This is a genomic window from Agathobaculum sp. TL06 (genome assembly GCF_054658635.1).
Genome location: NZ_BAAGGY010000002.1, coordinates 42191 through 68525, shown reverse-complemented (window position 1 = coordinate 68525; position 26335 = coordinate 42191). Strand labels below are relative to the sequence as shown.

Annotated in this window: 19 protein-coding genes and 1 pseudogene; all 20 read left to right on the top strand. The window is 60.6% G+C overall.

What is annotated here, in order from left to right; genetic code table 11:
• Positions 1-10: 10 nt before the first annotated feature.
• The 20 genes and pseudogenes from ACYQ3S_RS01445 to ACYQ3S_RS01350 all read left to right on the top strand — a co-directional run bounded on the left by ACYQ3S_RS01445 (position 11) and on the right by ACYQ3S_RS01350 (position 26334).
• On the top strand, positions 11-364 hold the full coding sequence (locus ACYQ3S_RS01445) for a type II toxin-antitoxin system RnlB family antitoxin (RefSeq protein WP_459686995.1): 354 nt from the start codon (positions 11-13) through the stop codon (positions 362-364).
• A 92-nt stretch (positions 365-456) separates the two neighbouring features.
• Positions 457-720: pseudogene (locus tag ACYQ3S_RS01440) on the top strand (VirD4-like conjugal transfer protein, CD1115 family); the annotation flags it as partial.
• A 64-nt stretch (positions 721-784) separates the two neighbouring features.
• On the top strand, positions 785-1000 hold the full coding sequence (locus tag ACYQ3S_RS01435) for a Maff2 family mobile element protein (protein WP_459686994.1): 216 nt from the start codon (positions 785-787) through the stop codon (positions 998-1000).
• 15 nt (positions 1001-1015) lie between these two features.
• Positions 1016-1885 (top strand): VirB6/TrbL-like conjugal transfer protein, CD1112 family, encoded by an 870-nt coding sequence (locus tag ACYQ3S_RS01430; protein ID WP_459686993.1) that lies wholly within the window; start codon positions 1016-1018, stop codon positions 1883-1885.
• 19 nt (positions 1886-1904) lie between these two features.
• Positions 1905-2297 (top strand): septation protein SpoVG family protein, encoded by a 393-nt coding sequence (locus ACYQ3S_RS01425; protein ID WP_459686992.1) that lies wholly within the window; start codon positions 1905-1907, stop codon positions 2295-2297.
• Entirely contained in the window at positions 2285-2725 is a 441-nt protein-coding gene (locus ACYQ3S_RS01420; protein ID WP_459686991.1) for an XF1762 family protein, read from the top strand. Before ACYQ3S_RS01425 ends, ACYQ3S_RS01420 begins: the two co-directional genes overlap by 13 nt.
• A gap of 13 nt (positions 2726-2738) precedes the next feature.
• Positions 2739-3548 (top strand): DUF3849 domain-containing protein, encoded by an 810-nt coding sequence (locus ACYQ3S_RS01415; RefSeq protein ID WP_459686990.1) that lies wholly within the window; start codon positions 2739-2741, stop codon positions 3546-3548.
• Positions 3549-4055, top strand: a complete 507-nt coding sequence (locus ACYQ3S_RS01410) for a PrgI family protein (RefSeq protein ID WP_459686989.1) — start codon at positions 3549-3551, stop codon at positions 4053-4055. It begins immediately after the preceding gene.
• Positions 3991-6381, top strand: a complete 2391-nt coding sequence (locus ACYQ3S_RS01405; protein WP_459687109.1) for a VirB4-like conjugal transfer ATPase, CD1110 family — start codon at positions 3991-3993, stop codon at positions 6379-6381. The genes ACYQ3S_RS01410 and ACYQ3S_RS01405 overlap by 65 nt, the downstream gene beginning before the upstream one ends.
• A gap of 14 nt (positions 6382-6395) precedes the next feature.
• Complete coding sequence (locus tag ACYQ3S_RS01400) at positions 6396-7178, top strand: DUF6674 family protein (protein ID WP_459686988.1); 783 nt, start codon at positions 6396-6398, stop codon at positions 7176-7178.
• Positions 7175-9808 carry a CD1108 family mobile element protein gene (locus ACYQ3S_RS01395; protein WP_459686987.1) on the top strand — a complete coding sequence of 878 codons (2634 nt, stop codon included), beginning with the start codon at positions 7175-7177 and terminating at the stop codon, positions 9806-9808. The genes ACYQ3S_RS01400 and ACYQ3S_RS01395 overlap by 4 nt, the downstream gene beginning before the upstream one ends.
• Before the next feature lie 11 nt (positions 9809-9819).
• The gene (locus tag ACYQ3S_RS01390) at positions 9820-10065 is read left to right on the top strand and encodes a DUF4315 family protein (RefSeq protein ID WP_459686986.1); all 246 of its coding nucleotides are present in this window, start codon (positions 9820-9822) and stop codon (positions 10063-10065) included.
• Complete coding sequence (locus ACYQ3S_RS01385) at positions 10062-11585, top strand: DUF4366 domain-containing protein (RefSeq protein WP_459686985.1); 1524 nt, start codon at positions 10062-10064, stop codon at positions 11583-11585. The genes ACYQ3S_RS01390 and ACYQ3S_RS01385 overlap by 4 nt, the downstream gene beginning before the upstream one ends.
• A gap of 24 nt (positions 11586-11609) precedes the next feature.
• Positions 11610-13718 carry a DNA topoisomerase 3 gene (locus ACYQ3S_RS01380; RefSeq protein WP_459686984.1) on the top strand — a complete coding sequence of 703 codons (2109 nt, stop codon included), beginning with the start codon at positions 11610-11612 and terminating at the stop codon, positions 13716-13718.
• Positions 13715-14089: a helix-turn-helix domain-containing protein gene (locus tag ACYQ3S_RS01375; RefSeq protein WP_459686983.1), complete on the top strand. Its 375-nt coding sequence runs from the start codon at positions 13715-13717 to the stop codon at positions 14087-14089. Before ACYQ3S_RS01380 ends, ACYQ3S_RS01375 begins: the two co-directional genes overlap by 4 nt.
• A gap of 3 nt (positions 14090-14092) precedes the next feature.
• A complete protein-coding gene (locus ACYQ3S_RS01370; RefSeq protein ID WP_459686982.1) occupies positions 14093-14917 on the top strand; it encodes a DUF4316 domain-containing protein in 825 nt (274 codons plus the stop codon).
• A 4-nt stretch (positions 14918-14921) separates the two neighbouring features.
• Positions 14922-15218, top strand: a complete 297-nt coding sequence (locus ACYQ3S_RS01365) for a hypothetical protein (RefSeq protein ID WP_459686981.1) — start codon at positions 14922-14924, stop codon at positions 15216-15218.
• A gap of 32 nt (positions 15219-15250) precedes the next feature.
• Positions 15251-15646, top strand: a complete 396-nt coding sequence (locus ACYQ3S_RS01360) for a hypothetical protein (RefSeq protein ID WP_459686980.1) — start codon at positions 15251-15253, stop codon at positions 15644-15646.
• 78 nt (positions 15647-15724) lie between these two features.
• Positions 15725-25999: an LPD11 domain-containing protein gene (locus tag ACYQ3S_RS01355; RefSeq protein ID WP_459686979.1), complete on the top strand. Its 10275-nt coding sequence runs from the start codon at positions 15725-15727 to the stop codon at positions 25997-25999.
• The gene (locus ACYQ3S_RS01350) at positions 25996-26334 is read left to right on the top strand and encodes a plasmid mobilization protein (RefSeq protein WP_459686978.1); all 339 of its coding nucleotides are present in this window, start codon (positions 25996-25998) and stop codon (positions 26332-26334) included. The genes ACYQ3S_RS01355 and ACYQ3S_RS01350 overlap by 4 nt, the downstream gene beginning before the upstream one ends.
• Position 26335: the final 1 nt, after the last annotated feature.

Here is a 26335-nt window from a genome sequence, read left to right as displayed (position 1 = left end):
AGGTATCGTAATGGAAAAAGTTGTTTATAACCCGATTATGGATAAAAACTACATTGGCATTGTCACAGTTTTGGATTACGAAACCTCTGTACGCAAGTGTTTATCAAGTGTTCTGGTCGGTACGCAGAATAGGATGGAGCGAAAAGTTATAGTTGATTTAGCTTTGAAAGTAGGTGTGAATGAGTACAGGTTCGTAGTATATGATATAACCGATGATGGAAAAATTTTATGGAATAGCAGTAAGTATATCACTCCCTGTGAAGATATAGTAAAACTTGCAAATTCTTTTATACGACAAAAAAGTGATATTCTTTCCAATTCTATGCTGTCCAATGCTGCTCAAGCTATATTGTTAAGAAGTTGAGAATCAAGCTTTTGAATATCGCATTTAATACCTCTTCTCATAATGAGAAGGGGTATTTTTTTGCCCATTTTGAATTCATCACTTGACATTGTGGTAAAGAGCTGATGTCCACGGATGAGCTGGCCGTGATGGACGGCGGCAAGTGCATTTTGCAGGTGCAGGGCGTCCGCCCATTCTTCAGCGACAAGTACGACATCACCAAGCACCCGCAGTACAAATACCTTTCGGACAGCAATCCAAAGAACGCATTTAACGTGGCGAAGTATTTGCGCCGCAGATTGACCGTCCGGCCAGACGATGTTTACGAATGCTGTGAACTGGTAGCGCCGTCTGAGCCTGATGATACCGCCGTCTGACCTGTTCAGACGGCGGCTTTTGTTTTCCCCAATCTAATTATTTTGTGAATGGAGGCATCTCTATATGGAATTTTTCGGTTCTGCCATTGATACCCTGAAGGTCCTGGTAATCGCCTTGGGCGCTGGCCTGGGCGTGTGGGGCGTGATCAATCTTCTGGAAGGTTATGGTAATGATAACCCGGGCGCGAAAAGCCAAGGCATGAAACAATTGATGGCCGGCGGCGGTGTCGCGCTGATTGGGATGCAGCTCATCCCTCTGCTGGCGAACCTGTTCGGTTAAGGCGGGATGTAGCCGATGCTGAACATCCTCGACACCATACAGGATTGGATCAAAGGAATCCTGCGGGATTGCATTATAGGCAATCTGAACGGGCTGTTTGACCAGATCAACGAACAGGTCGGGGACGTGGCGGCGAGTGTGGGACAGACCCCGGCGGCATGGAACGCCGGGGTCTTCTCCATGATACAAAGCCTGAGCGAGACAGTGGTGGTGCCCATTGCGGGCATCATCATCACCTTTGTCCTGAGCTATGAGCTGATCAGCATGATTATCGAAAAGAACAACCTCCACGACTTTGACACCTTTAATATCTTCAAGTGGATATTCAAGGCGTTCGTGGCGGTCTATCTGGTCACACACACCTTTGACATCACCATGGCCATCTTTGATGTGGCACAGTACATCGTACAGCAGAGTGCCGGCGTTATCACCGGCAGTACCAGCGTGGACTTTGCCGCCGCCCTGGGGGACATTGCGGCCCAGTTGGAGCCGATGGGGATTGGCGAGCTGTTTGGCCTGCTGGTGGAAACCATGCTCCTGCGCGTCACCGCCCCCATCCTGTCCCTGTGCATCATGCTGGTGCTGGTGGGGCGCATGGTGGAAATCTATATTTATTGCTCCGTCGGCGCAATCCCCTTTGCAACCATGGTCAACCGGGAGTGGGGACAGATGGGCAACAACTATCTGCGCGGCCTTGTGGCCTTGGGGCTGCAAGGCTTTTTCATTATGATTTGTGTCGCCATCTACTCCGTCCTGATTGGTCAGATTGGCGGCGCAGGCAATCTGCATATTGCCATCTGGCAATGCGCCGGCTACACCGTGCTGCTGTGCTTCTCACTATTTAAGACGGGCGCGGTGTCCAAGTCAATCCTGAACGCACACTGAGTAATTCGGAGGTATCACCATGGACGAACAAGTGAACACAGGCCCCAAGCTGGATGTCAGCGTAAAGGTCTATCCAACCAAGGAATCCGGGTCCCTGCTGGCCTTTGCCAGCGTTAACCTGGGCGGATGTTTCGCGGTCAACGGCATCCGCATTATGGACACCAAGAAGGGCACATTTATTGCCATGCCCGGCCGGAAGGACAAGGAGGGTAAGTATCACGATTTATGCTGCCCCACCACAAAGGAGATGCGGCAGGCTCTGAACGCCGCCATTCTGGACGCATATCAGCAGACGGTGGAGAAGCCGTCTGTGCGTGGCGCGCTCCAGGAGGCCGCTAAGGAGGCCGCTGAACGCCCTGCACCGGCGAAAGAGCGGGCGGCAGACAGGGGGGCGGTGATATGCCGCGCCTGACCCCCGTTTCCCTCAGAGAAGCAAATGCCTTTGTGCAGATGCACCATCGCCACCACCGGCCTGTTGCTGGACATAAATTCTCCATCGGCTGTGAAGCGGATGGGCAGCTGGTGGGCGTAGCCATTGTGGGCCGCCCGGTGAGCCGGTATCTGGACGATGGACGGACGCTGGAGGTGACGCGCCTTTGCACAACAGGAGGGAAAAATGCTTGCAGTATGCTCTACGCGGCAGCAGCACGGGCAGCAAAGGCAATGGGCTACCAGAAAATCATCACCTATACGCTGGATACAGAGCATGGGTCGAGTGTCCGGGCGGCTGGCTGGTGCTGCACCGGCCCCGCCGGCGGCCTGAGATGGACTGGGGCGCGAAAGCCTGATTGCGACCTGTACCCACCGCAAATGAAGCTGAGATATGAAAAAACACTATGAGGAGGCGATTTCATTGGATCAAGAAGCGCGTATGAGCCAGCTCTATGACAAAATGGCCGCAGAGCAGGCCAAGTACCGGCGCTGGCTGCTGGAGCAGCCTCCAGAGGAAATTCTAAACCATGCCTATGAGTATGCCATGCGAGAGGACATCCTGATGGCCATGGAGGAAGCAGAGCTTCAGCCGGAACAGGCGGAGGTCCTGTTGGCCTCTGCTTCTCCGTTAGACGATGTGTATCAGGTTTTTTCCAAGATGGAGACACCCCACATGGATACGGTCCGGGAGTGTATTGAAACACGGGCGGATGCGCTGCTTCTCGCCCAACGTGAGACGCCGCTGTACCGGCAGCCCGCCAGCTATGCACGGGAGCATGGGGAGCTGGAACAGTACCGCGCCTCCCACAAGGCCAACATCGCCTGCAAGGAGGCCATCGAGGCGGCCATACGGGAGAATTTCGACGGGATGCACATGAACGAGGAAGCTGTGCGGCGGACTTTGGCCGCCTATGGCCCGGAGCGCACGTCCTTCGTCCTGGCCAGCACGATACAGATGAAGGATTGGGATGAACGCTTTTCCCCAGCGAATAAGGAATGGGCAGCGGGGATCACAGTAGCAGATTCTGAGGAGCGGCGCTGCGGCTATACTGTGGAGAGCCACCCCGCTGTGCTGAATGGCTTTATCACGCAGACCCGAAAGGAACTGGAAACGGCGCGGGCGCAGCCTGCGCGGGCAGGCGGCAAGCCCTCCATCCGGGCACAGCTGGCGGCGAATCTGGCACAGGCTGGGCGGCCCGCACCGGAGTCCAGGGACAAGGGGGCGCGATAAATGCCATTTGTCCCCGTACCCAAGGACCTGACCAAAGTAAAGACCAAGGTGGCTTTCAACCTGACCCGCCGGCAGCTTGTCTGCTTCGGCGGCGGCGCGCTGGTGGGTATCCCTACCTATCTGTTCACACGGGGCGGCATTGGGAACGATATGGCAGCATTGCTGATGATTGGGCTGATGCTGCCCTTTTTCCTGTTCGGTATCTACGAGAAGGACGGCCAGCCGCTGGAAAAGGTGCTGGGCCATATCATCCGGGCACAATTCCTCTGCCCCAAGGTCAGGCCATACCAGACAGACAACCTGTACGCCGCCCTGGAGCGGCTGAATAAACCAGAAAAGGAGGTCACACATATTGGAAAACAGGCAGCAGGCAAAGCAGGCAAAGCGTCTGCAAGCCGCAAAAAAGGAGCTTCTGGAGGAAAAGGCAGACCTGAGAAGCGCCATCCGGCTGACGCCGGACGCAAAGCTGGGCGGCGCGGAAAAGCGCCGGCTGGCCGCCGCCATTAAAAAGGCGAAGCGGGACGGGCGGCTCCCGCAGTCTGCCCAGCAGACCATTCCCTATAAAGAGATGTGCCGGGACGGCATCTGTGTGGTAAGCGACCACTATTTCACCAAACAGGTGCAGTTCTACGATATTAACTACCAGCTGGCTCAAAATGAGGACAAGAATCAAATTTTCGAGAATTACTGTGACTTCCTCAACTATTTTGATTCCTCCATCCAGGTCCAGCTCTCTTTCCTCAATCAGCGGGCAGATATGGAGGAGCGGCAGCGGTCTATCTCCATCCCGGACCAGGAGGACGCCTTCAACGGCATCCGGGAGGAGTATTCAGATATGCTCAAGGATCAGCTGGCCAAGGGCAACAACGGCCTGACCAAGACCAAATACATCACCTTTGGCATTGAGGCGGAGAGCCTGCGGGCAGCCAAGCCCCGGCTGGAGCGCATCGAGGCGGACATTCTGGCAAACTTCAAGGCGCTGGGGGTCAAGGCCCACGGCATGGACGGCTATGAGCGGCTGGCGGTGCTGCACCGGATGTTCCACCCGGCGGACAGCCAGAAATTCCGGTTCGCCTGGGATGCCATCTGGAAAACCGGCCTGTCCAGCAAGGATTTTATCGCACCGGACAGCTTCACCTTCCGCTCCGGCCGCCGGTTCCAGATCGGGCCTACCCACGGGGCGGTGTCCTTCCTGCAAATTCTGGCCCCTGAGCTGACAGACCGGATGCTGGCGGATTTCCTGGACCTGGAGAGCAGCCTTGTGGTCACGCTGCATATCCAGTCCATCGACCAGAGCGCCGCCATCAAAAATATCAAGCGCAAGATCACCGACCTGGACGCAATGAAAATCCAGGAGCAGAAAAAGGCCGTGCGGGCCGGCTATGATATGGAGCTTCTGCCCTCAGACCTTGTGACCTTTGGCGCGGAGGCCAAGACACTGCTGGAGGACTTGCAGAGCCGGAATGAGCGGATGTTCCTGGTCACGCTGCTGGTGATGAATCTTGCGGACACGGTGCAAAAACTGGAGAACAATATCTTTCAGGCAGCGGGCATCGCACAGAAGTACAACTGCGCCCTGCGCCGGCTGGACTACCAGCAGGAGCAGGGGCTGATGTCCTCCCTCCCACTGGGGCAGAATCAAATCCATATCCAACGGGGGCTGACCACCTCCAGCACAGCCATCTTCGTCCCATTCACCACTCAAGAGCTTTTCATGGACGGCGAGGCGCTGTACTATGGCCTAAACGCCCTGAGCAATAACCTTATCATGGCAGACCGGAAGAAGCTGAAAAACCCCAACGGCCTGATTTTAGGTACGCCAGGCAGCGGTAAATCGTTCAGCGCCAAGCGCGAGATCGCCAACGCTTTTCTGATTACCCAGGATGACATTGCCATCATAGACCCGGAGGACGAGTATTCCACCCTGGTCCAGCGGCTGGGTGGCCAGGTGGTGGATATTTCGCCCACCTCCAGCCAGTACATCAATCCCATGGACCTAAACCTCAACTACTCCGAGGATGATAACCCCCTGACCCTCAAGAGCGACTTCATCCTGTCCCTGATGGAGCTGATCGTGGGCGGCAAGGCGGGGCTGGAGCCGGTGGAGAAAACGGTGATAGACCGCTGCGTCCACATAATATACCGGGAATACCTGCAAGACCCCAGGCCGGAGAAGATGCCGGTGCTGGGGGATTTATATACCCTGATGCGGAAGCAGCCGGAGCCGGAGGCCCAGCGGCTGGCCACGGCGCTGGAGATTTACGTTACCGGCAGTCTGAACGTCTTTAACCATCGTACCAACGTGGAGATCAAAAGCCGCATCGTCTGTTATGTGATTAAGAAGCTGGGCAAGCAGCTGAAGAAATTCGGGATGCAGGTGGTCCAGGACCAGGTGTGGGGCCGCGTCAGCGAAAACCGGGAGGCCCATAAGTCCACCCGCCTCTACATCGACGAGATGCACCTGCTTCTCCGGGAGGAGCAGACAGCGGCATACACGGTTGAAATCTGGAAGCGGTTCCGTAAATGGGGCGGCATCCCCACGGGCATCACGCAAAACGTGAAGGACCTGCTGGCAAGCCGGGAGATCGAGAACATTTTCGAGAACAGTGACTTCATCTATATTCTCAATCAGGCCGGCGGGGACCGCCAAATCCTGGCCAAGCAGCTCAATATCTCCCCTCACCAGCTCTCCTATGTGACCAACTCGAATGCCGGCGAGGGGCTTTTGTTCTATGGAAATGTCATTATTCCCTTTGTGGATCACTTCCCCAAGGACACTGAGCTGTATTCCATCATGACGACCCGCCCGGAGGACTTGGCGGAACAGGGCTGAGGGAGGTATGAGCATTGGAAGCATGGAAAGAAAATCAAGACCTCGCCGCACTCCGCCAGCTCATGGCGGAACAGGGGCTGGGGCAGCAGGCGGCAGAGCTGGACCAGCTGCTTCAGCAGATGGATACAATGGAGCGCCAGCTGCGCGCCGTGTCCTGGGAGCTTCGGATGGTCAAGGAGCAGCTGGCATCGTCCGGCCCGCCGAGGCCGGAACAGCGGTTTATGGCCGGCCTGGTCCAAAAGCTGGAGGGCCGTCTGGATTCCCTGCGGGAGCGCATGGACGCTCTGCGGGCGCACATGGCAGATTGGGCCCGGGATACCCTGGAGCAGTTTAAGCAGGCTGGGGTATCCGCACTGGACAAGGCTCTGTCTGCGCTGAACGTGAAGGATAGCCTGGAACAGATCCACACAGGCATCCAGGGCTGCATGGAAGCCCTTCGGGGCGGCATCCACCGTGTGGAGCAGATGGGAGAGGAACTGCGGCAGGCCGGGGCGCATCTGCACAGCGCAGGCCGCGCCGCCGCCGGGAAAGGCCCGGCCCGGCGGCTGGATACCACACAGGAGGGGCGGTTCCAGTCCGGGGTATTGATGCCCCTGCGATTAGCGGTTCGTAGGTTGTCTTGTATGAATAACGCCACTCTGGCAGCTATCGGTTCGGTGGAGCGTCTGGAGCAGGCGGCCCAGGCCGCGCGCAAGCCGTCCATCCGGGAAGCCCTGGCAGAGAAAAAGGCGGAGGTGGCTGCCCATCCCGCCCCTGAGCCGGCACAGGATCGGAAACCCCGGGAGGCGGCGCTGTGAGGGGCGAACAGTTCCGAGCGCGGGACAAGAAGGTCCAGAAGCTGACCCGCGATGGGCTGGTGGAGCAGAACAAATCCACCGGCGAGGAGCATCTGGTCAGCCAACGCACAGCGGACATCTCCTTTGGCCCGGACCGGACGAAGGAACAGGCGGCAGGCTGTCCCGCCACTAAACGCAGGCCGGCGCGGCAGCCCCCTCCCAGCGAGGAGGAGCTGGCTCAGTCTGCCGAGATTCGGGATACCCGTGCGGATACCGGGCATCCGCCGGTAAAAAAGCGGAAGCAGCGGCGGCCGGAAGCCTATCAGCAGCCAGCGGAGGGTGCGCGGCTCCATGCGCCTCCATCGTTATCGGAAGAGCCAGCAGACACAGGACAGGCGGCAGAACGCGCCCAGGCTGATACGGCAGCGCCTGAACCTCAGCCAAGGGGCAGGCTTCACTTCGAGGATGAGGTAGACGCTGGCACTCCGTCCGCCCCTGATACAAAAGCCCAAAAGCGCCGGGCACAACCGCCGCCTGATACGGCGCGTACCAAGCAGGGCCGCCTGCATTTTGAAGATGATCCCTCTGTGTCAGACGATGCACCATTGACGGACACGGCGGAGGGCACATTGGATGCACGGCGGCAGCGGAAATATGAGAAAGCCGCCCGCCGGGTGGAGCAGGCTGGCCGCAAGCTGGAGAAAGCGCAGGCCAAGCTGCCCCGTCAGCGCCGCGCCCGGCTGGAAAAGGAGTATGACAGCACCGCCGGCAAGGTGCGCCGCCGTCTGCGCTTTGAAAGCGAGGTTGTCCCCGAGGGCACCAAGCCCTCCCTGCCTAAACGGGCAGGCGGCGCGGCGGTGCGCGGGGCGAAAACCACTGTTCTGTTGAAAGCCCATCAGAAGATCCGTGAGGTGGAACGGGACAATGTGGGTGTAGAGGCTGCCCACAAAGGCGAATTTCTGGCCGAGCGCGGGGCTGGCCGTCTGCTGCGCTGGAATAAGAGGCGGCTGCGGTCCAAGCCCTATCGTCAGGTGCGGAAGGCGGAGCGGAAGCTGGCGCAGGAAAAGGCAAATCTGGCGTGGCAGAAGGCCCTCCGGGACAACCCCGAGCTGGCACGGCAGCACAGCCTGAGCCAGTGGTTCCAAAAGCGCCGGCTGAAGCAGAAGTACGCGGCGGCAACGCGGGAGGCCAAGCAGACCGCGCACCACACCCGGAATGTCCTGAACGCCACCGGGCAAATCGCCCGGTCTGTGGCACAGACCGTGGCCGCTCATAAGACCATGTTGGGTCTGGTGGCCGGCCTGGCGCTGGTGATCATCCTGTTTTCCTCCGGACTGTCCTCCTGTACGGCCATGCTCTCCGGGGTGCAGCCCTCTTTCCTCTCCACCACTTATATGGCGGACGAGGCGGACATCAACAACAGCGATTTATATTATACCGAACTGGAGACAGACTTGCAGATCGACATTGACCAGACCGAACAGAACTATCCCGGCTATGACGGCTACCGCTATAACATCGGGGAGATCAGCCACGACCCCTATGAGCTGATGGGCTACCTCTCCGCCGCCTTTGACGCATTTACCTTCGAGCAGGTGCAGGGCGAATTGGATGCTCTGTTTGCCGAACAGTATACCCTGACGCGGGAAGTGGTAAAAGAGGGCAGCGGCGATGAGGTGCGGTATGTCCTGGTCACGACCCTGACCGTGCGCCCCCTTTCTGAGATTATCGCGGCACGGCTGGAGCCCGGTGAACAGACAGAACGCTACGGAGTCTATATGCAGACCTATGGCAACCGGCAGGCATTTGGCAACCCCTTTGACAGCTCCTGGCTTGGCATGGTGACAAGCGGCTACGGCTACCGGGTCCATCCCATCACCGGGGAGAAAGACCTGCACCGGGGCGTAGACCTTGCCGCCGCTGAGGGCACGCCCATCAAGGCCATCCAGGACGGGCGGGTGGTGTCCGCCGGGGAGGCGGGCAGCTACGGCCTGTGCGTAGTGATTGAGGACGAAAACGGGTATCAGTCCCGCTATGCTCACTGTTCCAGCCTGTCCGTCACCGCCGGCCAGGAGGTAAAGCGCGGGGATGTAATCGCCACAGTAGGCAGCACCGGACAGAGTACCGGCCCCCACCTCCATCTGGAGGTCATGCTGAACGGCGAGTACCTGAACCCCTACTACTTCGTAGACAACGGCGGGGACGGCGGCGCGCTGCCCGGCACACCGGGTGGGCCTGTGATACCGGGCAACCCGGGCGCGGCTATGGGGGACGGCACCTTTTCCGCCATGCTGGCGGAGGCGGAGAAATACCTGGGCTGGCCTTATGTTTGGGGCGGCTCCAGCCCGTCCACCAGCTTCGATTGCTCCGGCTTTGTCAGCTGGGTCATCAATCAATCCGGCGTGGGGAGCGTAGGGCGGCAGACAGCCCAAGGGCTTTATAACCTCTGTACCCCGGTATCCCGCAGCAACGCCCAACCAGGAGACCTGATTTTCTTCACAAAGACATACAGCGCCGCCACGCCGGTCACCCATGTCGGTATCTATGTGGGCAATGGGCAGATGATCCACTGCGGAGACCCCATCTCTCATGCTAACATCAACAGCAGTTATTGGACGAGCCACTTTTATGGATTCGGTCGTTTACCATGAAGGAGGGTGAGATGAAAAATACAAAACAGGACCGCCTGAAAGCCGAGCTGGAACGGGCGCGGGAGAAAGCAGCTGAATGGCAGGCCAAGGTACGGGACTTAGAGAAGCAGGTCCGAGAACAGGAAAACATGGAGATTCTGCGGGAGGTACGCGCCATCGCCGCCTCCCCGGAAGAGCTGCGGGGACTGCTGGACGCGCTGCGCGCGGCCAAGGAACCGCCTAAACCAAAAGATGACAAGGAGGTCAACGGAATATGAAATGGAAACTGCTTGCACGGGTGATCCCGCCGCTGCTGTGCGTGTCCCTATGCGCCTGCGCCGCCGCCCCGGCGGCCAGCGCGGTGCCGGCGGCGTCTGCGGCCAGCCTGTCCGCCTATGTAGCGGCGGCGTCCTCTATCACGTTGGAACTGGAAGCCCCCACGGATTGGAACCGGGAAAGCGCGGAGGTTACTGTTACCATCACGAACCATGCTGGGGAGGGCTTCGCCGCTGTGGAGGCCAAGATTGGCCGAGACGGAGACTGGAGCGACATCAAAGATACCCTCCGTCAAAGCGGCAGCCGGTACAGCGGCGTGGTAGAGGTGTCGGACAACGGGCCTGTGGCCGTGAAGGTCACGGGTCACGACGGCACCGTGTATGAACAGTCCTGCGATGTGGCCTGCCTGGACCGTACTGCTCCCACGGTGCGGGCTGTGGTGGATGGCGGGAAGCTCTGTATTGAGGCGCGGGACAACCGCTCCGGCATCTCGTCCGTCCTGGTGGACGGAAAAGAATACGCTGCATCAGAGGAAAAAAACATGTCTGTTACCGTGGAAAATCTGGACACAGGCAAGGAACAGGTCACGGTGCAGGCGGTGGACAAGGCGGGCAACCGCTCTGCGGCCGCATCGGTGGACAATCCCAATTACCAGCCGCCTAAAGAGAATACTGAGCAGGAACCGGATACCCCCGATCCTACCCCAACGCCTGCGCCGGTGGTCACTACGCCCCCGGCAACTACTACGACAACGCCCTCTGACACGCCCCAGCAGTCCAGCGGCGGCAGCCAGCCGGCAAACAAGCCGGACACCTCTACCGCTGAAAGCACCGGCACCGCTGATACCGGCACCACGTCGGCCTCTGCCAGCGCGGACCCGGAGGCCGGGGCGGATACCACGCCGCGCGGCGACAGTGCCCTGACACCGGACGGCCAGGGCACCGTGGTAGACAACACGGACGAGGAAGCGGGCAAGGAGTTCTTTACCATCACTACGGCCAATGACAATGTGTTTTATCTCATCGTGGATAAACAGCGAGACAGCGAGAACGTCTACTTCCTGAACGCTGTCACCGAGGAAGATTTGCTGGCACTGGCCGAGCCATCCGAGGACGGCGGGGAATCCGCTGTGCCTGACCCGGAGCCGGTCTGCACCTGTGCGGTGAAATGTGAGGCCGGTGCTGTGGATACGGATTGCCCGGTCTGCGTCCTCTCCTTGGAGGACTGCGCCGGTGAAGCACCTGAACCAACAGAGGAAACGCCTGCCGAACCGGAACCGGAGAGCAGCGGCGCGGGCCTCTATGTGGTGATCGCCCTTGTGGCACTGGCCGCCGGCGGTGCGGGCTGGTATTTCAAAATCTATAAGCCCAAGCACGAGCTGGACGATGCGGAGGACTTCGATGAGCTGACCGGCGAGGAGGAAACCGTCAATGAGGACGAGGATGAGCCGTATCCAGACGAGCCGGACTACCCGGATTACTACGAGGATGAGCCGGAGGAACTGGATGATGCCAGAAAATAACCGGCGCAGAGAGGGGGTGACACCATGCGCCTTGTGATCGCGGAAAAACCGTCCGTTGCCATGACCCTGGCCCATGTGCTGGGGGCCGACACCCGGCGGGACGGCTATGTGGAGGGCGGCGGCTGGCTGGTGAGCTGGTGCGTGGGGCATCTGGTGGAGCCCGCCGGGCCGGATGCCTACGACCCCCGGTACTCCAAGTGGGCCTATGAGGATCTGCCCATCCTGCCCCGGGCGTGGAAGTATCAGGTGCTGCCAGACACCAAAAAGCAGTTTGATACCCTATCCGCCTTGATGAACGACAGCCGGGTGGATTCCCTGGTGTGCGCCACGGACGCGGGCAGAGAGGGTGAGTTGATTTTCCGGCTGGTCTATGAGGCAGCGGGCTGTGAAAAGCCAGTGCAGCGGTTGTGGACCTCCTCCATGGAGGAGGCCGCCATCCAAACAGGCTTTGAGAACCTGCTGGACAGCAGAAATTACGATAACCTGTACGCGGCGGCCCTGTGCCGCCAAAAGGCGGACTGGCTGGTGGGCATCAACGCCACTCGGCTGTTTACAACTATATATAAAGGAAGGACGCTGAACGTGGGACGGGTAATGACCCCCACGCTGGCCCTGCTCACAGACCGGGAGGCGGCCATTGCCAGCTTCCAGAAGGAGAAATTTTACACGGTGGAGCTGGACTACGGCACATTCCGGGCTGTAAGCGAACGGTTTTCCTCCAAAACCGACGCCACCCGCCTGCGGGCAGCCTGCGTTGGCAAGACCGCCGTGGTGCGTGCGGTGGAACGGAAGGAGCGCACGGAGCGCCCGCCCAAGCTGTATGACCTGACCACCCTCCAGCGGGAGGCCAACCGTCTGTTTGGCTACACCGCCCAGCAGACCCTGGACTACGCCCAACTGCTCTATGAGAAGAAGCTGGCAACCTATCCCCGGACGGACAGCCGTTACCTCGTCAGCGGCATGGAGGCGGGGCTGCCTGCCCTGTGCGGCACCGTGTCCGCCGTACTCTCCCTCCCATTGGTGGAATCACCGGAGGCTGGACAAGTTATCAATGACAGCAAGGTCAGCGATCACCATGCCCTGCTTCCCACGGCAGAACTGGGCCGTGCTGACCTGTCCGCCATGCCCACCGGGGAGCGGAACGTCCTGACGCTGATCGCCGCCCGCCTGCTGTGCGCGGTGGGAAGCCCCTGCCGCTATGCCGAGAGCGCCGCCGTACTGGAGTGCGGCGGCGCTTCCTTCACCGCCAAGGGGCGCACTATGTTGGAAGCCGGCTGGAAAGCGGTGGAACGGGCGGTACTGGCAGGTATCAAAAAAGGTGCAGAAGCGGAGAAACAGGACCCGCCACTGCCGGAGCTGGAAGAAGGCCAGCGGCTGGAGGGCGTGGACGCGGCTCTGCGGACTGGGACTACCAGCCCGCCGCCCCACTTCACCGAGGACACGCTGCTCTCTGCCATGGAACACGCCAGCGCAGAGGACTTTGAAGAGCTGGAGGATGCCGAGCGTACCGGGCTGGGCACACCTGCCACCCGCGCCAGCACCATTGAGAAGCTGGTCCGGTCAGGTTTTGCAGAGCGCAAGGGCAGGCAGCTTCTTCCCACGGAGAAGGGCACGGAGCTGATCCGTGTCATGCCGGACGCGCTGAAATCCGCCAAGTTGACCGCCGAATGGGAGGGCAAACTGGGCGAGGTGGAGCGCGGGACGCTGCCGCCCGGGGACTTCCTGGCCGGGATCGAGGGCATGGTCCGCCAGTTGGTCCAGACCTATGCCAGTGTGACCGTGGCCTCCAGCGCCCTGTCCGGGTCCGGGCGGCCCATTGTGGGCGTATGTCCCCGGTGCGGTAAAAAGGTGGTGGAGGGCAGAAAAAGCTTCTTCTGCGAGGGCTATCACGACACGCCGCCCTGCGGCTTTGCCATGTGGAAAAATGACCGCTTTTTTACCGGCAAGCGCAAGGAACTGACCCGCAAGATCGCCGCCGGTCTGCTCAAGCATGGCCGCGTCCACATGAAAGACCTGTTCTCTGAGAAGAAGGGTGTACTGTATGACGCTACGGTTGTCCTGGACGATACCGGCGGCAAATACGTCCGCTACAAACTGGAATTTGATAAAAAAGGAAAGGATGCTGGGAAATGAATCAGACTACCACCTTCAGCCGCCGCCTGCGCGGCCTGTTTACTATCACAGACTACCAGCCTGCCGCCCTGGCCGAGCGCCTGGGCGTGGGGGTACAGACTATCCGCCAGTGGGAAAGCGGCACGGCAGTACCGGACGTGAACCAGTTCCGGGAGATTGCCGCATTTTTCGGCCTGCCCTACGCCTGGTTCCTGGACGGCGCGGACGGACAGCCGGACGCCGCCGTGATGGCGGAAAAGCTGGGGCTGCATGAGGACACCGTGGAGGAACTGATGGAGCTGGCAGAGGACACTTCTGGCCCTGTGCTGGACGCGGTTGACAGCGCGGTGGCCGCCGTCATTTCCGCTGTATGGGCGGCGCAGGAGGGCTGAGGTATGAAAAGAGGAGATTTCTTTGCTTCCATGCACACCCTCACCGGCTGCGCCCCGGAGGCATCTCAGGTCTGGATCGACTTTGCCGCCGAGTGCATCGACGCGGAGCAGTATGCAGGTTTTGTTTCGCAGGGCAGCAAGGAAGCGGATATGGCGCGATGGTTGGACTGCTTTTATGCCGGCTTCTGCCAAGTGCGGGAACGCTTTGGCCCGGAGATGGTACGGCAGGTCGCGGACCTGAGCCTTGCCCCCTGCTGCCTCTATCCCTATGAGATGATGCAGGCGGCGGAGTGCCTGCATCACGGCGGCAATGCCGGCCTTATTATGGAACTGGTAAACGCCGGTGAGATTGACGGGGAACCGCCGTTTTTCTATGTTTCCCTCCATCCCCTGACAGAGCGGGATTGCGGCCCCGATGTAGGCATCCGGCAGAAGGGCGTCCCCTATGGCTATCCGAAAGGGCGCATAGAGCCGGGGTATCTGCTTCAGGACGGGACGGCTCTTCTGGAACGGGAGCGGGACGCCTCCGGCTGCTATATCGGCGGGGTCGGGATGGATGGCATCTATTTGAAAACCGGGCAGCTCTACCGCCCGGTCTATTCAGAGGCCGGACAGCTGCTGGCCTTTCGTCCGGTGCGCCCCGCGCCGGAAAATTATCTGGCTACTGCCGAGATGGGCGCGGAGCAGAACTACAACCAGATCGACGGCATCATCAACAACGAGCCACCCAAGCCCTCCCTGCTGGATCAGCTGAAGCAGTGCCAGGATGCCGCAGGGCAGCAGCCCGCCGGGCCACCCCATGAGCGGCCCCACGATTTGGAGAGGTGACGGGATGAAGCTGTCCAATCTGGAGAAGGAGACCATCATCCTGTGGAACGAGGCGGAACGGGAGGCGGAAGTCTATACCTACAACCCGGCCTTGCAGCAACAGCTCCGCGACTTGTGCGGTCAGTACCCGGAACAGGTACGGTTGACCAAAGAGGGGACCCATGGGAGCATCACCGTCCAGCTTCCCAAGAAGTGGCTGCGCGTGGTGCCGCCCCGCGTCCTCTCCCCAGCCCAGCGGGAGGTCCTGCGGCGGATGAACGAAAAGCGTTGGGGCACGGTTGATGGGGATGCGCCGCCGTGATAATATAAAAGGTACAAGAGGGGGACGCGGCCATGACCAAAAAGAAAAAGCAGACCAAGGCGGAGCGACGGGAGGCCCGCCTGCGGAAAGCCCGCCAGTGGGCGCTCACCTATGAGGGCAGCCATATCGTCCGCGCCTACCGGAAGCGGTTCAAGGTGGACTACACCTGTGCGCTGAACGATCTGGAGGCCATTGGCGCGCTAGACCCGGAGAGGCTGGCCACCATGCGGCAGGCCGAGCAGATACGGCTGGACCAGCGCCGGCGGGAGCAGGAAGCCAAAGCGGCCCAGGCCCTCCATGACCGTTACCCGGATTCCGACGATACCTTTTTCTATATCGCCGGCTACACCTCCGGCGGCGCGCCCTATGGCGTGACCTGGGCGGAAATGGGCCTTGCCCCATGGCAAGCCCCGGATGACATGGCTTAATATGCAACGACCCGTGCGGGGCGGACAGCTGGAAGCTGCCCGCCCCGCGCTTTTATCCTGAAGTGAAGGAGGACATGAATGGCAACTACATTGCGGTATGTGTCCCAGCTGGCAAGCCAGACTGCCAGCGCGGTAACGCAGGATGTGGAGAGCTGGAAGAAATACCTGACCACTACCTCCCGCCTTTATAAATATGCCTACGATGACCAGCTTCTGATCTACGCCCAGCGCCCGGACGCGGTGGCCTGCGCGGACATGGAGCTGTGGAATAACACCATGCACCGCTGGGTCAAGGCACGGTCTACCGGCATTGCCGTCATCCGCAAGGACGGGGGACGGCCCCATCTGGAGTACCTGTTCGACTACTCGGACACCCGCCCGGTGCGCGGAGCGCGGGAGCCATACCTGTGGCAGCTGCGGGAGGAACATCAGAGCGCGGTGCTGGCCGCGCTGGAACAGCAGTGCGGCTCCCTGGAGGAAAACGACCTGGGCGAACAGCTGATGGAGGCGGCCCGGCGCATGGTGCGGGAGACCTACCGGGACCATCTCACAGACCTCGCCTATGACGCGAAGGACAGCTTTCTGGAAGAGCTGGATGAGCTGAATCTGGAGGTGCGCTTCCGCAACCTGCTCACCGCCAGCGTCCAGTTCACCCTGCTCACCCGCTGCGGCCTGGACCCCTCTGAATATCTGGAGGATGAGGACCTGGCCGGCATCATGGAGTTCTCGACTTCCGCCGTCCTGCACCACCTGGGCAGTGCCGCCAGCGATGTGTCCAAGGAACTGCTGGTGGGGATCGAACGGGCGGTCAAGGCCCATGACCGAGAGAAATTACGGGAATCGAAAAATATTTCTGAAAAACCTCTTGCAAAATCTACGCCGGAGCGTTATACTACAAGCACAGAGAGGTTTAACACATTAAAGCGCGAAAGTGGCGAAAGGAGCGATACAGATGGCGGAGCTGACTTACCGGAAGATGGGCGACTACCAGATTCCCGACCTGATGCTGGACGGGGCGGACGAAATGGAGGAGATGCCCCTGGGCAAGTACGGGATGCTGCGGGAGACCTTCTTGCAGGAACACCACAGCGGGACGTACACCTCGATGCTGCTGACGGGCCGGCTGGAACCCCACCTGCGGGAGATCGACCGGCAGGCACAGGAGCAGGTGGACCGGATGGTAGCCCAGCTCAAGATGCAGAGGGGCGTGACCGAGGAGCTGAAGGCCAGGGACCAGATGGCTTGGGTACAGGCGGTGAACAGCTGTCTGGCACAGGCAGAGGAACTGGTGCTGGCGGAGATCGTCTACAAGTAAATTTGGAAGAAAACGAAACGGCGGGCGGCGAGCCCGCCGTTTCTGCGTCTGCGGAAGGGCCCAAAGTGCCCTTCCAGCTCTTTCCCACCGTGGAGGAACAGGTGGAGCGCATTGCGGAGGCACAGGTTGAGGCCGTCCAGCTGTCCATGGACGCGCCGGCCAGCACGGTGCCGGACGCGGTGATTGGGCGGGCGCTCACCAGCGCCGGCAACTCCCGTCACAGCGCGGAACGCATCGTGGCTTTCTTTCAAAAGGACCCCACCGGCTCTGCCGCCACATCGTTTCTGGAAAAAGAGTACGGGACCGGCGGCAAGGGGCTGTTCATCGGCGGGAAGGAATATGCAGTCTGGTTCAATACCGAGGGCTTTCACATTGCCCCGGGCAGGACTGCCTTTGGCCCAGGCGAGGTCACGGTGCCTTGGGTCCAGGTAGCCGCTTGGATCGGGCGTCTGCTGCAAGATGGACAGTATGCCAGCCAGCGTGTAATTGACAACGCGCGGGAGAATGAGTACCAGGAGCTGGCGCAGGCGCTGTGGTTCCTCCGCCAGGATTTCAGCGATGAGGCCATCCGGCAGGGCTACCTCCCAACAGTAAATAAAGAGTATATTGGAAGCAATGCCCCGGAGAGCGAGCTGAAGATTGCCGAGGTATTGCGGGATGCCCAGGCCCGGCATAAACTGGTGGGCGAGCTGAACAAGTTCACTGCTGCCTTTGCAAAAGACGCCAGCCTGCTGCGCTTCCGCCCCTCCACGCCGCCGGGGGAGCTGCTGCAAAAGGTATCCATGCTGGACAGGCCGGTGACACAGTTCCAGGCTGTCCAGGACTTTGCCCCGGCGTCCGGGAATTTCATCACCGAGGACGAGCTGGATCGGCTCATCCTCCGGGGCAGCGGCGTGTCCCAGGGCAAGCTGCGCATCTACTCCTATTTCATGCAGGGCCACAATGCCAGCGAGTGCGTCCGCTTCCTGCGGGACGAGTATGGCATTGGCGGCCTCAGCTACACCGGCTTTGACGAGTGGCACGACGGCAAGGGCATCAAGCTATCCCGGGAGGACGATTTCTCCCAGGGTGACTATGATACTGTCCGCCTGAGTTGGAACCAGGTGGAAAAGCGCATCCGGGGCTTTGTCCAAAATGGGCGGTATCTCAACGAGAAGGAACAGGCGTTCCTGCCAGAATATGAAAAGGACTATCTCGCCCGATGTATTGTTCAGTTCTATGACTACCACCCGGACATCTCCACCCCGTATGCCAAGGAGGCAGAGGCAGGGGCCGCCGCCAAGGCGGTGCGCCAGCTTTTGGACGATCCCACGGCGGTATCCAAGCTGACCGACGCCATGCTCAGCGACTTTGCGGCTGTCCCACCCGATACGCGGGGCTATCACACCATGCGGGTGGCCCTTCGGGACATCTCCGCCTTTGCCCGTGGCGCGTCCCCCCTCTTTGACCCATTGCCGGAGAAGGCCCTGCAAGCGGAGCGGGAGTTGGAGCAGGCGCGAAAAGACGCCGGGGCACAAGAGCGGAAGGCGGGAAAGAAGGAAAAGGCCGCCCTTGAACAGGAACCCGCCGCCGGTACGCTGGCCGCCGCTGCCCGTGCCCTCTCCAGGAAACAGAAGCCCCAGCCGGTGGAGATGGGCGGCGAACAGCTTTCTTTGGATATGTTTTTGCAACCGGAGCCGCCGAAGGAACCGGAAGCCCAAGAAGCACCCAGCAAGCCTGAAGTGGAGAAAGCCCAACCCCGGAAGAAAGTAGTCGTCGAGGTGATCCGCTCCCCCGACCTGGAGCGTGAATATCAGGACCGGCTCGGACAGGAGGCCGCCACCGCTGCGGCGGAACCGCCCACCGTGTCTTACGACCTGGGCTACGGCCACACGGGCAGCGGTCTGAATGTCTGGAACCGGCTGGAGCAGGTCAACGGGGACTATAAGACCATTGCCCACATCCACCCCAACCGGGAGGTCGTATTCTATGACGATCATCTCCCGGAGGAGGTCAAGGAGCAGATACGGCAGGTGGCCGCCACCTCGGAGATGACGGTTTCAGCCACACAGGATACCCCGGTGTTCTCCACGCCGCCCCAAGCACGGGAGGAAAGCCGCGCCCCATGGTGGGATGAATATAACAGCATCAAGGAAGCCCACCCGGACAGCATCGTGCTGTATCAGGTGGGCGATTTTTATGAGATGTACGGCGAGGACGCCAAGGTCGCCGCGCCACTGTTAGGCATCAGTCTGCACACCCGTCCCATCGCCGGTGCGGGCCGTGTGGAGTTTTGCGGCGTACCCGTGTATGCGTTGGAGCAGTATGTGGAACGTCTGCGGTCCAGGCACGATTTGGTTCTCGTCCCCGTGGACGAGCAGACCAGGGAGCGGCGCACTTACCCCATGCCGTCCATGGACCATGAAACGCCGGAGGACAGCGGCCAGCAGGAAGCAGATGCCCATGCAAGCGATTATCGCCTGCTGTCCCGCCTGAAAGCGGACTGCGAATACTTTTTAGGTGCAGGCCAGGGTGCGGAGAAGCACTTATGGGCTGGAAGTGTCCCCGCGCAGATCGCAAAGATGCGGGAGCTGTATGCCTCCCTGCCGGAAAAGCCGGAATGGCTCACCGAACAGGATATTGACCGCTATGAGCAGCGCATGGCCGGCTTTGGGCGTGAAACAGACGCGCAAGCCCCTGCGGCGGAAGCGCCGGCGGACGGCCCCACCCTCTACCGGGAGGCGCTGGACATGACAGACCGCGCCCTGCGGGAGAGCGTCGTTTATGGCTATCTCCGGGATCGGGACACGGACTATGACAGCGCCCGGGAGGAACTGGGCGTCGCCATAGATGAGTATATGGAAAATCTGGAGTATCAGCGCCCTGCGCTGGTCCAGGCGTACCACACTCTGCCGCTGTTCCGGGACTGGCTGCTGGAGGATCTGCTGGAGCGGTACTATCAGGACGTGACCATTGACCCAAGGGATTCCGTGGAGAAGCACATGGGCGAGCCGGACGCTCCGGCGTGGATTCATGGCGGCACGGCGGAACCCGCCCCGGTGACACCGGAACAGGAAGCGCCGGTGGAGGAAGCCACCGCCCCTGTGGAACAGCCCGGGCCGGGTGCGCCCCAGGCGGACGAAACACCGGAGCCGAGCCTTGCCCCCAACGTGGAGGAATACCTGAACCTGAAAGCCCAGCACCCAGACAAGGCCATCGGTGTCCGGGTGGGCGATTATCTACTGTTCTACGGCAAGGACGCAGAGACCGCCGCGCCCGCCTTGGGCACCAAGATCCTGACACAGGACATCGACGGCCTGGGAACCACCACCGTCACCGGCAGCAATCTGGCGTGGCAGGCGGTATTGAATGAGTTGATGGAGCATGGCGTCAGCGTGGTGCTGGCAGAACAGGACCCGGAGCGCGGCCCGGAGGCCCCCTATCAGGTCATCAAGGAACGGGACGCATCCGATTATATCCCCATCGGCATGGAGCTGACGGTGCAGGGCCGGCGCATGAAAGTCCACAGCGTCAACTATGACAGCGGCACCGTGGACTTGCAGGACCTGGAGCTGCGGGGCTGGTATCCCATCTTCCGCACGGAATCCGTGCCCTTCGTCCGCCAGTTTGTGGAGGATACACAGCAGCGGGAGTTGGAGGGACAGGCCCAGGAACCCCTTGCAGGCAGCGCCCTGGACCGGGCCAAGGACCTGATCCAGCAGTTTTATGAAAAGGAATATGGGGATGAGGTCGAAGCCGACTTCTCCGACCTGACAAAAGTGAATCTGGCCTACACCACCACTGAGGATGAGCGGCACGAGATCCAGGTCACAGCCGATTTGGAGGCGTGTACCGTCACCAAATCTGTGGACGGCGTTCCGGCAGAGAAAACGGCCTATCCCGGCCTGGACGAGCTGATCGACCACGAGCTGCGGGATATGACCTTTGACGAGCTGGTCTATCTGGAGAAGGACCCATCCCGGGTGCTGGAGCCGGTATCCATGGACGGCGGGAAGGTGTCAGATTATACAACCAAAACTGTGGGCACCGTCAACGCCGGCGCGTTTGACGTGGTGTTCCAGGAGCTTCGCACTGGCCCGGAGCGACACAACTTCCGCATCACCGACGATAACCTGGGCGTGGGCGGCCAGAAAACCAAATATCAGAATAACGTGGCGGCCATCCGCACCTTGAAACAGATCGAGGCGGAGGGCCGCCTTGCCACGCCCGAGGAACAGGAAGCCCTCTCCCGCTATGTGGGCTGGGGCAGCATGGCCCAGGCGTTTGACCCGGACAATGAGAAGTGGTCCAAAGAATACGCGGAACTCAAAGAGCTGCTGACCCCAAAGGAATATGAATCCGCCCGCAGCACCGTCCTCAATGCCCACTACACCAATCCCACGGTCATCAAGGCCATGTATCAGGCGGTGGAGCGCATGGGCCTTCGACCGGGGAACATTTTGGAGCCGTCCTGCGGCATCGGCAACTTCTTCGGCCTGCTGCCGGATGGGATGCAGGATGCCAAGCTCTACGGCGTGGAGCTGGATTCCCTCACCGGGCGGATTGCCAAGCAGCTCTACCAAAAGGCGGACATCACCGTGGACGGCTTTGAAAACACGGACTACCCGGACGATTTCTTTGACCTTGCCATGGGCAACGTGCCCTTTGGCGAGTACAAGGTCCATGACCGGCGCTACGACCGCCAGAACCTGCTCATCCACGACTACTTCATCACCAAGGCGCTGGACAAGGTGCGCCCCGGCGGCGTGGTGGCCTTTATCACCACAAAGGGCACCATGGACAAGCAGAACAGCAAGGTACGCCAGGATTTGGCGCAGAAGGCCGACCTGCTGGGCGCGATCCGCCTGCCCAACAACGCCTTTAAGGCCAATGCCGGCACGGAAGTCACCACGGACATCCTCTTTTTCCAAAAACGGGCCAGCGCGCCGGAGAAGCTGCCCGAGTGGGTGCAGGCCGGCCAGACCGAGGACGGCGTACCTCTGAACAGTTACTTCCTCCAGCACCCGGAGATGGTGCTGGGAACTATGTCCTTCTGGAAGAATATGTACGGCAACGAGACGGAGACCGCCTGCCTGCCCATCCAGGGGGCAGACCTGAAGGAGCAGCTGGCCGAGGCCATTACCCACATCGCCCAGCCTGACCGGGAGCTGCTGGCCATGGACGCGCAGGGACAGGACGGCAAGGGCGAGGAGAGCATCCCCGCCGACCCGTCCGCCCGCAATTTCAGCTTCGTCCTGTCCAAAGGGCAGATCTATTTCCGTGAAAACTCCCGGATGAAGCGGGTGGAGCTGGGCAAGACGCCCACCGCCCGCGTCAAGGGCATGGTTGCCATCCGGGACAGCGCCCGGAAGATCATCGACTTGCAGCTAAATGGCGCGGGGGATGATGAGCTGCAAGCGGAGCAGGCCAACCTCTCCCGCCTCTATGATGCCTTTACAAAAAAGTACGGTTTGCTCAACAGTGCCGGCAACCGATTGGCCTTTGCTCAGGATTCCTCCTATCCGCTCCTCTGCTCCCTGGAAGTGCTGGACGATGAGGGCAACCTGAAGCGCAAGGCGGATATGTTCACCAAGCGGACCATCCTGCACCATGAGCCTGTGACCAGCGTGGACACGGCGGCGGAGGCCCTGGCGGTATCCATCGGGGAGCGCGCCTGCGTGGATTTGCAGTATATGGCCGGCCTGATGGGCGGCCCGGAGAAGATCCCGCAGATTGTGGCGGACTTGCAGGGCGTCATTTATAAGGACCCTGCCACCGGCCCCTTCGACATGGAGGCCGGCGGCAACGGCTGGTCCAGGGGCTGGCAGACGGCGGATGAGTACCTGTCCGGCAATGTCCGGGAGAAGCTGGCCCAGGCCCGCGCCGCCGCAGAGGAATACCCGGAATTTGCGCGCAATGTGGAATCACTGGAACAGGTGCAGCCCAAGGAGCTGACCGCCGCCGAGATCGAGGTGCGCGTGGGCGTGGACTGGATCGACCCCAAGTATTATCAGCAGTTCCTCTTTGAACTGCTCCAGGTCCCGGCCCACCTCCAGAACGGCAAAATCCAGGTACGCTATGACAAGCGCACCGGCGAGTGGAATATCCAGGGCAAGCGCGAGGACCGGCGGGACAGCGCCCGCGTCTACGCCACCTACGGCACCAAGCGGCGCAGCGCCTACCAGATTTTCGAGGATGCCCTGAACCAGCGGGACACGCGGGTCTATGACACCCATGCCGACGGCACCCGCGTCCTTAACCAGAAGGATACCACCATCGCCCAGCAGAAGCAGGAGGCTATCTGCCAGGCGTTCAAGGACTGGATTTTCAAAGACCCGGAGCGCCGCGCGGAAGTCTGCGCCACCTACAACCGCATCTTCAACTCCACCCGCCCCCGAGAGTACAACGGCGACCACATCCGCTTCACGGGCATGAACCCGGAGATCAAGCTGGAGCCTCATCAGCGCAACGCCGTGGCCCGGATGCTCTACGGTGGCAACACCCTCCTGGCCCACTGTGTCGGCGCGGGCAAGACGTTCGAGATGACCGCCGCCGCCATGGAGGCCAAGCGGCTGGGCCTGTGCAAGAAATCGCTGTTCGTCGTGCCCAACCACCTGACGGAGCAGTGGGGCGGCGACTTCCTCACCCTCTATCCCGGCGCGAAGGTGCTGGTGGCCACTAAGAAGGACTTTGAGCCGAAAAACCGCAGAAAATTCTGTGCCAGGATCGCCACCGGGGACTACGACGCGGTAATCATCGGTCACAGCCAGTTTGAAAAAATCCCCCTCTCCCCGGAGCGGCAGGAGGCCGCCATCCAGAACCAACTGGACGAGATTCTGGAGGCCATTGACGAGGCCAAACGGGAGAAAGCGGAAAACTTCACCGTCAAGCAGATGGAAAAGACCCGCAAGAACCTGGAAGCCAAGCTCAAACGCCTGCACGACAAGAAGAAGGACGATGTAGTGACCTTTGAGGAGCTGGGCGTGGACCGGCTGTTCGTGGACGAAGCACATTACTATAAAAACTTGTATCTATTTACAAAAATGCGGAACGTGGCCGGCATCAGCCAGACCGAGGCGCAGAAGTCCAGCGATATGTTTGCCAAATGCCGCTATCTGGACGAGATCACCGGCGGCAGAGGCGTCACCTTTGCCACCGGCACTCCGGTCAGCAACTCCATGGTAGAGTTGTATACCATGATGCGGTATCTGCAATACGATATGCTGGAGTCCCTCGGCCTGACCCACTTCGATTCCTGGGCGGCGGCCTTTGGTGAAAAGGTGACGGCGGTGGAGCTGAAGCCCGAGGGCACCGGCTTCCGGGCCAAGACCCGGTTCGCCCGGTTCTATAACCTGCCAGAGCTGATAAACCTGTGGAAAGAGGCTGCGGACATCCAGACGGCGGAGATGCTGAACCTCCCCGTCCCAAAGGCGGAGTACATCACCATCTCCACCGAGCCCAGCAAGGCCCAGCAGGAGATGGTGGAGGGGCTGGCGGAACGGGCCGAGATCGTCCGCAGCGGCGGCGTAGACCCCAGCCAGGATAATATGCTAAAAATTACCAATGATGGGCGCAAGCTGGCCCTGGACCAGCGGCTGATGAACCCGCTGCTGCCGGACAACCCGGAGGGCAAGGTCAATGCCTGCGTCAACAATGTGTTGCAGATTTGGCAGGCGAGCGCAGAGAACCGTGGCGCACAGCTGGTGTTCTGCGACCTGTCCACCCCCAAGGGCAAGTCCTCTGAGCCAAAGCCCCAGGCGAAAGAGGAGGATGGGCAGCCGGAGGAAGCCGCTGAGGATGCCGAAGGTATCCGCATGGAGATGAGCGTGTACCAGGACATCCGTGCCAAGCTCATCGCCAAGGGTATCCCGGCGGAGGAAATTGCTTTTATCCACGATGCCCATACTGATGCACAAAAGGCGGAGCTGTTCGCCAAGGTGCGCGCCGGGCAGGTGCGGGTGCTGCTGGGTAGCACCGCCAAGATGGGCGCGGGCACTAACGTCCAGACGAGGTTGGTGTCCTCCCACGATCTGGACTGCCCCTGGCGGCCCGCCGACCTGGAGCAGCGGGCAGGGCGCATCGTCCGGCGCGGCAACGAGAATGAATCCGTCTGCATCTACCGCTATGTCACCAAGGGCACCTTCGACGCCTACAACTGGGGGCTGGTGGAGAACAAGCAGAAGTTCATCGGCCAGCTGATGAGCGGCAAGTCCCCGGCGCGCTCCATCGAGGACGTGGACGCCACCGCCCTGTCCTATGCCGAGGTCAAGATGCTGGCCACCGGCGACCCGCGCATCAAGGAGAAGATGGATCTGGATATTCAGGTCGCCAAGCTAAAGCTGCTGAAATCCAACCACATGGCCATGAAATACGAGATGGAGGACAAGGTGCTGAAATACTACCCGGCGAAGATGGCGGAGACGAGGATGTTCATCCGGGCGCTGGGCGAGGATCAGGCCATTCGGGACCTCCACCCGGTCAAGGAGGACAGCTTCGCCATGACCATCCAGGGGCAGACCTACACCGAGCGCAAGAAGGCCGGCGAGGCCATCATCGCCGCCTGCCAGAACATGGCCGACCCCGAGAAGCCGGTGGAGCTGGGCGAATACCGGGGCTTCCCGATGACGCTGAAATTCATCAAGGGGACGTTCCAGGTGGTTTTGAAGCAGAACTTGTCCTACACGGCGGAGCTGGGCGAGGACGTGCTGGGCAACATCACCCGCATCAACCACGCGCTGGAAAAGATACCGGAAAACCTGGAGGCGCAGAAGCGCTTTTTGACCACGCTGGAGGGCGAGCTGGTCAACGCAAAGGAGGAGGCGGCGCGGGACTTCCCCCAGGAGCAGGAGCTGGCGGAGAAGTCTGCCCGGCTGGCCGAGCTGAACGCCGAGCTGGACAAGGCGGAGCGGTCTAAAAAGAAACCGGCGCGGGAGGAATCCGAACAGGAAGCGCCCCCGGCTGAGAAACCGTCCATCCGGCAGCAGCTGAAGGACTACGCTGCACCCGCGCGGGCTGATGCTGGGACCGAGCGCGCCCCCTGGAGGGGGCCTGTCCGATGAGGCGCAGGGAGGGCCGGGACATCGGCCTGTTTACCAAGGTGTCCCCGGAGGAAAAGGCGCTGATCGACCGTAAGATGGCCCTGCTGGGGGTATCCAACCTCCGGGCTTATCTGCGAAAAATGGCGGTGGACGGCTACATCGTCCAGCTGGATATGGGGGACGTGGTGGAGCTGGTGAAGCTCCTTCGCTCCATCTCCAGCAACGTCAACCAGATCGCCCGCCGGTGCAATGAGACGCGCAACCTCTATGCCGAGGACGTGGAGGACCTGCGGCGGGGCTATGCCCAGCTGTGGCAGGATCTTCACGCCCTGCTGAAAAAGTTTGAGAATCTGTGAC

What these genes read in the sequence shown, in the direction of transcription:
- ACYQ3S_RS01445 (WP_459686995.1), top strand. Translation starts at nt 11, where the DNA reads ATGGAAAAAGTTGTTTATAACCCGATTATGGATAAAAACTACATTGGC.
- ACYQ3S_RS01435 (WP_459686994.1), top strand. Translation starts at nt 785, where the DNA reads ATGGAATTTTTCGGTTCTGCCATTGATACCCTGAAGGTCCTGGTAATC.
- ACYQ3S_RS01430 (WP_459686993.1), top strand. Translation starts at nt 1,016, where the DNA reads ATGCTGAACATCCTCGACACCATACAGGATTGGATCAAAGGAATCCTG.
- ACYQ3S_RS01425 (WP_459686992.1), top strand. Translation starts at nt 1,905, where the DNA reads ATGGACGAACAAGTGAACACAGGCCCCAAGCTGGATGTCAGCGTAAAG.
- ACYQ3S_RS01420 (WP_459686991.1), top strand. Translation starts at nt 2,285, where the DNA reads ATGCCGCGCCTGACCCCCGTTTCCCTCAGAGAAGCAAATGCCTTTGTG.
- ACYQ3S_RS01410 (WP_459686989.1), top strand. Translation starts at nt 3,549, where the DNA reads ATGCCATTTGTCCCCGTACCCAAGGACCTGACCAAAGTAAAGACCAAG.
- ACYQ3S_RS01390 (WP_459686986.1), top strand. Translation starts at nt 9,820, where the DNA reads ATGAAAAATACAAAACAGGACCGCCTGAAAGCCGAGCTGGAACGGGCG.
- ACYQ3S_RS01385 (WP_459686985.1), top strand. Translation starts at nt 10,062, where the DNA reads ATGAAATGGAAACTGCTTGCACGGGTGATCCCGCCGCTGCTGTGCGTG.
- ACYQ3S_RS01380 (WP_459686984.1), top strand. Translation starts at nt 11,610, where the DNA reads ATGCGCCTTGTGATCGCGGAAAAACCGTCCGTTGCCATGACCCTGGCC.
- ACYQ3S_RS01375 (WP_459686983.1), top strand. Translation starts at nt 13,715, where the DNA reads ATGAATCAGACTACCACCTTCAGCCGCCGCCTGCGCGGCCTGTTTACT.
- ACYQ3S_RS01370 (WP_459686982.1), top strand. Translation starts at nt 14,093, where the DNA reads ATGAAAAGAGGAGATTTCTTTGCTTCCATGCACACCCTCACCGGCTGC.
- ACYQ3S_RS01365 (WP_459686981.1), top strand. Translation starts at nt 14,922, where the DNA reads ATGAAGCTGTCCAATCTGGAGAAGGAGACCATCATCCTGTGGAACGAG.
- ACYQ3S_RS01360 (WP_459686980.1), top strand. Translation starts at nt 15,251, where the DNA reads ATGACCAAAAAGAAAAAGCAGACCAAGGCGGAGCGACGGGAGGCCCGC.
- ACYQ3S_RS01355 (WP_459686979.1), top strand. Translation starts at nt 15,725, where the DNA reads ATGGCAACTACATTGCGGTATGTGTCCCAGCTGGCAAGCCAGACTGCC.
- ACYQ3S_RS01350 (WP_459686978.1), top strand. Translation starts at nt 25,996, where the DNA reads ATGAGGCGCAGGGAGGGCCGGGACATCGGCCTGTTTACCAAGGTGTCC.